This is a genomic window from Kocuria kalidii, from assembly GCF_044462225.1.
Lineage (GTDB): Bacteria > Actinomycetota > Actinomycetes > Actinomycetales > Micrococcaceae > Kocuria > Kocuria kalidii.
Genome location: NZ_JBISWJ010000061.1, coordinates 38,181 through 48,147 on the forward strand (window position 1 = coordinate 38,181; position 9,967 = coordinate 48,147).

Below are 9,967 nucleotides of genomic sequence, written 5' to 3' on the forward strand. Positions count from 1 at the left end.
CCCGGATCAGGCCGTCGCGAAGAGCACCAGCGCGCCCAGCACGAACACCGAGGAGGCCGCGAGCGCGCAGGCGAACTCCACGACGATGCCCAGGCCCGCCGCCTTGAGACCCACCCAGCTCGAGTCCAGGGCCGCCCGGAGGTCGCGCTGGCGGGCGGTCTCGCTCAGCAGCAGACCCACGAAGAACCCCACGAGGATCCCGACGACCGGGATGACGAACAGCCCCACCACGGCGCCGGCCGCCGCGTAGAGGAGGGAGCGGTTGGGGATCTGCCGTCGCTTCAGCCGGGTCCCGGTGAGCACGGCACCCGCGGCCATCCCGGCGATCGCCAGCACGGAGCCGAGGGCCAGCACGGTCCACCCCTCGACGGCCTGAACCGTGAGCGCCCACACGAGCAGCCCCACCACGATCAGGATCGAGCCGGGCAGCACCGGCACGACGACGCCGAGGCACCCGACGACGAGCAGGACGGCGGTCAGGAGGGTCACGAGGATCTCGGCGGTCACGTTCTCATCGTAGGCGCCGGACCGGGTTGTGCCGCGAGGGAGCGCGGACCGGGGCTGGCGCGCCCCTCTGTCCGGGCCCGGACGGCTGCCACCGTCCGGGCGGCCTCGCCCGGCCCCCGGTCAGCCGGCGGTCCGCCGGCTCCGCGAGAGCCCGCGCAGGGCGCTGCGGGCCGCGTGGTACCCCGCCATGCCGTGCACCCCGCCGCCCGGCGGCGTCGACGACGAGCACAGCAGCACGCCCGGCACGCCCGTGGCGTAGGGGTCGGCCTGCACCGCGGGCCGGAACACCTGCTGCAGCCCGTCCAGGGCCCCGCCCCCGATGTCCCCGCCCACGAGGTTCGCGTTCCACGCCTCCAGCCGGGACGGCGGGGTGTCCACGCGCCCGAGGACCCGGTCGCGGACGCCGGGGGCGAAGCGCTCGATCTGGTCGAGCACCCGCTCCCCCGCCCGGGGGTCGTCGCACCCGTGGGGGACGTGGGCGTAGGCCCACAGCACCTGCTGCCCGGCGGGCGCCCGGGAGGGGTCGGCCGCGCCCTGCTGGGCCACGAGCACGAACGGTCGCTCCGGCAGCCGGCCGGCGCGGGCCCCGGTCTCGGCGGCGCCGATCTCCGCGAGCGTCCCGCCCAGGTGCACGGTGCCGGCGCCCGCCACGTCCGGGTCGCGCCACGGCACGGGCCCGTCCAGCAGGAGGTCCACCTTGTAGCAGGCCGACCCGTAGCGCCACCGGGCCAGCGCCCGCCGGTACCGGCCCGGGAGCTCGAGCCCGCCCAGGCCCAGCACCTGCCGGGGCGTGAGGTCCAGCAGGACCACGTCGGCCGGCCGCACCTGGGCGAGGTCCGTCACCGGGGAGTCCAGGACCACCCGGCCGCCGTGCTCCTCGAGGTCGGCCACGAGGGCGCCGACCACCGCCTGGGACCCGCCGCGGGCGACCGGCCACCCCGTGGCGTGGGCCGCGGCGCCGAACAGCGTCCCGAAGGCGGAGGTCAGCGCGTGGCGCGGAGGCAGGACCGCGTGCGCGGCGGAGCCGGCGAAGAGTCCCCGGGCCTGCTCGGTGCGGAACAGCGCCCGCGCCGTGGCCGCGGCGGGCCACGGCGCACGGAGGCCGAAGGACGCCAGGGCCAGCGGGTGCTCGGGCACGCGCACGAGCGGTCCGAGCACCGCCTCGACGGTCTCCTCCCAGCGCTCCACCACGCCCCGGTGCAGCGCGGACCAGGCCCGGCCGTCCGGGCCCAGCCCCGCCGCGGTGCGCTCGAGCGAGCGGTGCAGCAGCCCCGGGGGGCCGTCGTCGAGCGGGTGCGCGGCGACGACCGGCGGGTGCAGCCACTCGAGGCCGTGCCGGTGCAGGCCCAGCTGCGTGAACAGCGGGCTGGCAACCCCGAAGGGGTGCACGGCGGAGCCGAGGTCCACCACGGTGCCGGCGCCGAGCACGTCCGAGGAGCGTGCCGCACCCCCGGGGGCCCCTGCCGCCTCGTGGACCGTGACGTCGAGGCCCGCGCGGGCCAGGACCACGGCCGCGGCCAGCCCGTTGGGCCCCGAGCCGACGACCGCGGCCGTTCCCTGCACGGCCCCCGGCCTACTCCGCCAGTGCGCTGCGCATGGTCCGCAGCGCCACGGACAGGGACGCGAGCTCCGTGGCGGTCTCGTCCGTGTCCTCGGACTCGATCTCCTCCAGCACCTCCCGCAGCCGGCCCAGGCGGGACTCGTTGTTCGACTCCCACGCCCGCACCTTCTCCCGCGCGTCCTGCCCCGGCGCCTCGAGCGCCTGGTCGGCGAGCGCCACCAGGGTCGCGTAGACGTCCTCCCGCATCGACATCCGCGCGAGGTTCTCCCAGCGGGTGGTCTGCGGCAGGCCGGTGATGCGGCTGAGCAGGCTGTCGATGCGGTAGCGGTCGTAGAGCCGGAAGTAGACCTTGGCGATGGTCTTGATCTGCTCCTCGTCGAGGCCGCCGTCCTCCGCGACCGCCTCACCGGAGGCGTGGGCGAGGCGTGCGACGTCGAGCAGGGCGAACGCGTCCAGGAGCTGCGACCACTCCGTGGCCAGCGGCCCGGGGACGCCCTGGCGCTCGGCGGCCTCGGCCTGCGAGTCGACCCGCTGCCGGGAGTTCTCCCCGAGCAGCTTGTCCTCGAGGAACCGGATGTCCACGGTGGGCTTGTACCGGTCGATGACCTCGGCGACCGGGTGGGCGGTCTCCTGCCGGTTGATGAGCCAGCGCACCACACGGTCCAGCAGCCGGCGCATGTCCAGGAACATCCGGTCCCACATCTCGGTGGGCACGTCCGCGGGCAGCTCCCGGTGCTGGAGGGCGTAGCGGTCGATCTCGTAGATCTGCACCGCCGCCACGAAGGCCCGGGCCACCTCCACGGTCTCGCACCCGGTCTCCTCGAGCACCCGGTAGACGAAGGGGATGCCGCCGTAGTTGATCATCTGGTTGGCCACCACCGTGCCGATGATCTCGGCGCGCAGGGGGTGGGTGCCGACGAGCTCGCCGAAGCGGTCCGTGATCTGCTCCGGGAAATAGGCCCCCAGGACCTCGTCGAACCACGGGTCCTCGGCGAGGCCCCCCTCGACCAGGGCCTCCGAGAGCTGGATCTTGGCGTAGGCCGCCAGCACGGACAGTTCCGGCGAGGTCAGCCCGTGGCCGTCGCGGACCCGCTCGCGCAGCTCCTCGTCGGAGGGCAGGAACTCGATCTCGCGGTCGAGGTCGGCGGTCTCCTCGAGCCAGTGCATGAACCGGATGTAGGCCTCGCTGAGGTTCCGCACGCGCGCCCGCTCGGTGGTGAGCAGCACGTTCTGCGCCGTGTTCGTCTCGAGGACGAGCCCGGCGACCTCGTCGGTCATGGCCTCGATGAAACCGGCGCGCTCCTCCGCGGAGAGCTCTCCGGCGACGACCATGCGGTCCACCAGGATCTTGATGTTGACCTCGCGGTCGGAGGACTCCACGCCGCCCGAGTTGTCGATCGCGTCCGAGTTGATCAGCACCCCGTTCAGCGCGGCCTCGACCCGGCCGAGCTGGGTGCAGCCCAGGTTGCCGCCCTCGCCGACGACCTTGGCCCGCAGGTCCCGGCCGTCGACACGGATCGCGTCGTTGGCCTTGTCCCCCACGTCCGTGGCGGACTCCAGCGCCGACTTCACGTACGTGCCGATGCCGCCGTTGTACAGCAGGTCGGCGGGTGCCGTGAGGATGGCCCGCATCAGGTCGATCGGCGAGAGCTCCTCGACGCCGTCCCCGAGGCCGAGGGCCTCCCGGACCTCCGGGGAGATCGGCACGGACTTCGCGGTGCGCGAGTACACCCCGCCGCCGGCCGAGATCTTCTCCGGGTCGTAGTCCTGCCACGAGGACCGGGGACGGCCGAACAGCCGCTCGCGCTCGGCGTAGGAGACGGCCGGGTCCGGATCGGGGTCGAGGAAGATGTCGCGGTGGTCGAACGCGGCCAGCAGCCGGATGTGCTCGGACAGCAGCATGCCGTTGCCGAACACGTCGCCGGACATGTCGCCCACGCCCACCACGGTGAAGTCCTCGGTCTGGGTGTCGACGCCCAGTTCGAAGAAGTGCCGCTTCACCGACTCCCACGCGCCCCGGGCCGTGATGCCCATGGACTTGTGGTCGTAGCCCACCGAGCCGCCCGAGGCGAAGGCGTCCCCGAGCCAGAACCCGTACTCCGCGGAGATCGCGTTGGCCGTGTCCGAGAAGGACGCCGTTCCCTTGTCCGCGGCCACGACCAGGTAGGAGTCCTGGCCGTCGCGGCGCACCACGTCCTCGGGGTGCACGACGACGTCCTGGCCGGACTCGTCCCGGACGAGGTTGTCGGTGATGTCCAGCAGGGAGGCGATGAACAGCTTGTACGCCTCCTGCCCCTCCTGCACCCAGGCGTCCCGGTCCACGGCCGGCTCGGGCAGCTGCTTCGGGTAGAACCCGCCCTTGGCCCCGTTCGGCACGATCACCGAGTTCTTCACCATCTGCGCCTTGACCAGCCCCAGCACCTCGGTGCGGAAGTCCTCCCGGCGGTCCGACCAGCGCAGGCCGCCGCGGGCCACGGGCCCGAACCGCAGGTGCGTGCCCTCGACCCGCGGGGACCACACCCAGACCTCGAACATCGGTCGCGGCAGCGGAGCCGTGCTGATCCGGCGGGGATCCAGCTTGAACGCCATGGTGGGGCGGTCCCGGAAGACGTTGGTCCGCAGCGTGGCGGCCATGATCTCGGCCAGTGCCCGGAGCAGCTTGTCCGCGTCCAGGGTCGGCACGTCCTCCAGTGCCTCGGTGAGCCGGCCCTGCGCGGCGTCCCGCTGGGAGCCGCGCACCGCGTCGTCGAGCGACGGGTCGAAGCTCGCCCGGAAGAACTCGACCAGCGCCCGGGTGACCGCCGGGAACGCCAGGAGCGTGTCCGAGATGTAGTCGAACGAGTTGGGGTGCCCCAGCTGCAGGAGGTACCGGACGTAGGAGCGCAGCACGGCCACGGTCCGCCACGTCATGCGCTCCGTCAGGACCAGGCGGTTCAGGGAGTCCGACTCGGAGCGGTTGGCCAGGACGGCGCAGAGGGTGTCCTCGATGAGGTCCTCGGTCCGGGCGCCCTCCGGGCCGGTCGGGTCCACGCCCTCGGGGAGGCGCACGCTGAAGTCGTAGAGCTGGAAGTGCCGGCCGTCGGCGGGGGTGACCTCGTAGGGCTTCTGGTTCAGGACCGTCAGGCCGAGGTTGTGCAGCAGGGGCAGCAGCTCGGTCAGGGACATGGACCGGGTGAGGTAGATGTTGAGCCGCACCACCCCGGGGTCCTCGACGACCCGCACCTCCGCGGGCAGGTCCGGGTCCCGCCCCCACAGCTCCTCGCAGCGCTGGAGGTCCGCGATCGCCTCCTCGATCTCGTAGTCCGCCCGGTAGGCGTCGGGGAACGCCTCCGCCCAGTTCTCGGCGTGGTTCCGTGCCAGCTCCTCCGGGAACCCCCGCAGGATCGCCCGCGCCAGCGCTTCGGGCCAGGACCGCACCGCGGCCCGCAGCCGCGACTCGAGGCCCTCGCGGTCGAAGGACTGCACCTGCCCGGCGTACGGCAGCCGGATGCGGAAGAACAGCCGGGCGAGCGTCGAGGAGGAGAGCCGGGCGTCGAAGTCGATGGACTCGGCGTCGAAGGTGCGCCTGAGCTCCGCCTCGATCCGCCCGCGCACCGACGTGTTGTACCGGTCGCGGGGGAGGAAGACCACGGCGGACATGAACCGCCCGAAGTGGTCCTGGCGCAGGAACAGGCGGGTCTGCCGCCGCTCGTCCAGGCCCATGACGCCGCGCATGATGTCGTAGAGCTCGTCCGCGGTCATGTGGAACAGCTCGTCCCGCGGGTAGTCCTCGATGTTGCCCATGAGGTCCCGGGCCGAGTGGGAGTCCTCGAGGAAGCCGAAGCGCTCGGCGACCGCGGCCAGCTTCTCCTGGAGCAGCGGCGTCTCCCGCGCCGGCGTGTTGTAGGCGCGGCGGGTGAACAGGCCCAGCACGAGGTACTCGCCGACGATCCGGCCCTCGTCGTCGTACTTCGCGACGCCGACGTAGTCGAGGTACTCGCGGCGGTGGATCGACGAGCGGCGGTTGGCCTTCGTGATGAACAGCGTGCCCGCCTCGCGCGCGTGCTCCCGCCCCAGTCCGGTCAGCTCCTGCCGGTGCGGCTTGCGGTCGTGCTCCACGAGCAGGCCCAGGCCCGTGTCGGGACGGCTGACCAGGGACAGCCCGTCACCGGAGTCCTCGAGGTCGTACTCCTTGAACCCCATGAGGATGAAGTTGCCCCGGGTCAGCCAGCGCAGGAAGTCCTGGGACGGTCCGATCAGCGGCGGGTGCCCGCCCTCGGGGAGGTCCAGCTGCCGCAGCCGGTCGAGCTCGTCCGCGAGCCGGTCGACGCGCTCCTTGAGCTCGACCTGGTCGTGGTCGACCCGCTGGACGTCCCCGAGCAGGCTCGAGAGCCGGTCCACGAGCTCCTGGGCGGTCTCGTCCGAGATCTGGCGGGAGAGCTCCACGGAGATCCAGGACTCGACGACGTGCGTGGTGCCGTCGTCGGAGCGCAGCCCCGCCAGGCTCGGCAGCGCGGTGGTGTCCCCGCTCGAGGTGGCCGAGAAGTCCGGCACCGGCTGGAGCTCGCGCAGCTCGTGGGTGTCCGCGTCCCGGGTGGCGACGAACACGGGGTGGATGACCAGGCGCGCACCGCCCCACTTGGCGGCGATCTCCGCGGACACGGTGCTGACGAGGTAGGGGACGTCCTCCGTGACCACGAACACCGCGGAGGTCTCGTCCTCCTGGCGCACGCCCACCGCGATCTCCCGGGGAGCGCGGACCCGCCCCACCTCGTGGTGGTGGTCGGCCCGCTCGCGCAGCTGCTCCTCGGTGCGCGCGAGCATGTCCTCCTGCGGCACGTGACGGTAGTACTCGTTGATCCACGCCCGGTCGCCGGTCCACTCGGGCGGCTCCGGGATCACCCGGAGCGCCTCGGTGCGGTCCTCGTCGGGGATCGTGTACTGGTCAGGGGCCACAGCCGCATCACGCCTTCGTCGCCGTGGGCGGCCGGGACCGGCTTCCGTGCGCCGTCCTCGCCGCCCCAGGGGTGGACGGCACCTCGTGGGACCGTCCCTGGTTCCCCCAGCTTATTGAAGGAAGACGGGGCTGTCAGGGTGCGGTGGACTCCGACACGTCATCTCGCAGCCGCGTGGCGTCGAGGGCCTCGGACCGCACGGGCACCACCTCGCAGTTGCGGACCCTGGGGTGGGCCTCCCCGTTGAGCTCGGAGACCGTCAGCCGGATGAGCGATCCGTGCGCCACGACGAGGACGTCGCGCCCCGGGTGGTCGTCGCGGATCCGGCGCAGGGCCGCCAGTCCGCGCCGGGCGACCGCGTCCGCCGGCTCCCCGCCGGCGAGGACGCGCTCGCGCGCGGCCCCCTCGAGACCGGCCAGTCGGGAGCCCTCGTGCGGGCCGAAGCTGCGCTCCACGAGCTCGTCGTAGGTCGCCGCCGGCTCGAGGCCCAGCACCCCGCCGATGATCCGCGCGGTCTCCACGGCCCGTCCCAGCGGCGAGGAGACCAGCACGTCCCAGCCGGCGGCCTCCGCGGCCAGGCGCCGGCCCACGACCCGGGCCTCCTCCCGTCCCGCGTCGTTGAGCGGCACGTCCGTGGCGCCCTGGAGGCGTTCCTCGAGATTCCAGTCGGTCTGGCCGTGGCGGATGAGCACGATGCGTCCGGGGGTGTTCACGTCCCCCACTCTGGGCGACCGCCCGCCCCGGGGCAAGCGGGGCGCACGGCGGAGCCCCGGTCCGCGTTCCGGGGCGGACCGGGGCTCAGCGGGCTCCGCGGACGCTACTGCCGGTCCTCCGGGCGGGGGGCGCGCTCCCGCTCCTCGACGGCGGAGCGCACCTCCGGGCTGTCGGTCTCGTCGACCCACGGGTCGGTCTGCCGGTGCTCCTCCACGTGGTCCGGCTGGACGCCGCCCACCTCGCCGGCGACCTCCTGCTTCATCTGGTCGTCCAGCTCTGCGCCGTGCTTGGTGTTCCCTCGCTCTGCCATGTCGGTCTCCTTGCCGGGGTGGGACGGTCGCGGTGTGGCGGGCCGCCAATCGGTCGGTCGGTCGGTCCTCTACTCGTCCAGGCCGCGCTGGGCCCGTTCGGCGGCCTCGGAGGACCCTTCGGGCAGCGGGTCCGTGGCCGGGGGGACCTGGCCGGGCGCCCAGTCCTCGAGCCCCGCGGCCACCCGTTCCTGCTCGGTGGCCGCGGCGAGGGCGTCGTCGTCGAGCCGCTCCGGCATGCCCGCGTGGCCCTGGTGGATCGGACGCGGCAGGGCGTCCTCCTCGGGCCGGATGACGTCGTCGAGGTCCGGGGCGTCGTCGTTGTCCGGGGTGGTCATGGCAACCTCCTTCGCGAAAACGTGCGTCCACCCTAGCGAAACCGGCCTGCCCGGGGAAGGGCCCGCGCGCGGGGCCCGTCCCGCCGGGGTCAGGACACGGACGGCCCACGGCGCGGGGTCCTGGACGAACCGGGGCAATGGGGGTTGAGTGGCAGGCATGACCACCTTCACGTTCAGCTCCCGCGTGCCCCACTCCCCCGAGGACGTCTTCGCCTGGCACGCCCGCCCGGGAGCGCTCACGCGGCTCACCCCCGCGTGGACCGGCTCCGTGGTGGAGGAGTCCTCCCCTCCGCTGCGGGACGGGACGCGGTCCCGGCTCCGGGTCGCGGTGCCGGGATCCTACGGGCTGGCCTCGGTCCCCTGGACCGCGGAGCACCACGGCTTCGTCCCGGGCCGGGAGTTCCGGGACCGGATGGTGAAGGGCCCGCTCGCCTCGTGGGAGCACCACCACCGGTTCGACGACGACGGGCACGGGGGCACGCTGGTCACGGACACGGTGGAGTACGCGGCGCTGCCGGGCAGCAGGCCGTTCGGGGACCGGCTGATGAGCTCCGCGCTGGGACGCCAGTTCGAGGCCCGCTCCCGGCGGCTGGCCGCCGACCTCGACTTCCACACCCGGCACCCCGCCCGGCCGCTGACCGTCGCCGTCACCGGCGCCTCCGGAACCATCGGCGCCCAGCTGACCGCGCTGCTCGGCACCGGGGGCCACACGGTGCTGCGCCTCGTGCGCCGGGAGGCGCGCACCCCTCTCGAGATCTCGTGGGACCCCGAGTCCGGGACGCTGGACCCCGCCGCGCTGCGGGGCGTGGACGTCGTGGTGAACCTGGCCGGGCGCAGCATCGGCGGGAGGCTCACGGACACGGCGAAGCAGCAGATCCACGACTCGCGCGTGCTGGGCACCCGGCTGCTCGTCCGTGCCCTCACCGCCCTCGGCGACGAGGCCCCCTCCGCGCTGGTCAACGCCTCCGCGGTCGGCTACTACGGGGCGGACACCCACGGGCGGACCGTCACCGAGAAGTCCCCGCCGGGCGACGACTTCCTCGCCGAGGTCTGCACCGCGTGGGAGCAGGCCGCCCAGGACGCCGAGGCCATCGGCACCCGGGTGGTCACGGTGCGCACGGGAGTGGTCCAGACCCCCGCCGGGGGCGCCCTCAAGGCCCAGCTGCCCCTGTTCCTCGCGGGACTCGGCGGCCGGCTGGGCTCGGGCGACCAGTGGCTGAGCTGGATCTCGCTGGACGACGTGGTGGGACTGCTCGCCCACGCGGTGCTCTCCCCCGGCCTGCACGGACCCGTCAACGCCGTGGCCCCGATGCCCGTGACCGGACGCGACTACGCCCGGACCCTCGGGAAGGTCCTCGGCCGACCCGCCCTGCTGCCCACGCCGGGGTTCGGGCCGAAGTTGGTGCTCGGCTCCGAGGGCGCGGAGCTGATGGCCCTGGCGGACCAGCGGGTCTCGGCGGACCGGGCCATCGACCGCGGCTACCGGTTCCGCCACCCCGACCTCGGCTCGGCGCTGCGGGAGGAGCTCGGCCGCTTCTGAGCGGCGCTCCCCGGCCCGTCCCCGCCGCCCCGTGCGCGGCAGGGACGGACCGGTCGGCATCCACC

Annotated in this window: 7 protein-coding genes; 1 reads left to right on the forward strand and 6 read right to left on the reverse strand. The window is 73.9% G+C overall.

Translation table 11 applies throughout. The features are described 5' to 3' along the window. Positions 1-6: 6 nt before the first annotated feature. The 6 genes from ACH9D3_RS08660 to ACH9D3_RS08685 form a co-directional block, all read right to left on the reverse strand. The gene (locus ACH9D3_RS08660; RefSeq protein ID WP_396399646.1) at positions 7-507 is read right to left on the reverse strand and encodes a DUF456 domain-containing protein; all 501 of its coding nucleotides are present in this window, start codon (positions 505-507) and stop codon (positions 7-9) included. 120 nt (positions 508-627) lie between these two features. Then, complete coding sequence (locus tag ACH9D3_RS08665) at positions 628-2,070, reverse strand: FAD-dependent oxidoreductase (RefSeq protein ID WP_396410622.1); 1,443 nt, start codon at positions 2,068-2,070, stop codon at positions 628-630. 10 nt (positions 2,071-2,080) lie between these two features. Next, positions 2,081-7,003, reverse strand: coding sequence for an NAD-glutamate dehydrogenase domain-containing protein (locus ACH9D3_RS08670; RefSeq protein ID WP_396410623.1), 4,923 nt, complete (start codon positions 7,001-7,003; stop codon positions 2,081-2,083). A 133-nt stretch (positions 7,004-7,136) separates the two neighbouring features. Beyond that, a complete protein-coding gene (locus ACH9D3_RS08675) occupies positions 7,137-7,715 on the reverse strand; it encodes a histidine phosphatase family protein (protein ID WP_396410624.1) in 579 nt (192 codons plus the stop codon). A 104-nt stretch (positions 7,716-7,819) separates the two neighbouring features. Then, a complete protein-coding gene (locus ACH9D3_RS08680) occupies positions 7,820-8,026 on the reverse strand; it encodes a hypothetical protein (RefSeq protein ID WP_396399650.1) in 207 nt (68 codons plus the stop codon). A gap of 69 nt (positions 8,027-8,095) precedes the next feature. Further along, positions 8,096-8,362, reverse strand: coding sequence for a hypothetical protein (locus ACH9D3_RS08685; protein ID WP_396399651.1), 267 nt, complete (start codon positions 8,360-8,362; stop codon positions 8,096-8,098). 157 nt (positions 8,363-8,519) lie between these two features. Here ACH9D3_RS08685 and ACH9D3_RS08690 point away from each other — a divergent pair, with 157 nt between their 5' ends. Continuing rightward, positions 8,520-9,902 (forward strand): TIGR01777 family oxidoreductase, encoded by a 1,383-nt coding sequence (locus tag ACH9D3_RS08690; RefSeq protein WP_396410625.1) that lies wholly within the window; start codon positions 8,520-8,522, stop codon positions 9,900-9,902. Positions 9,903-9,967 lie beyond the last annotated feature (65 nt).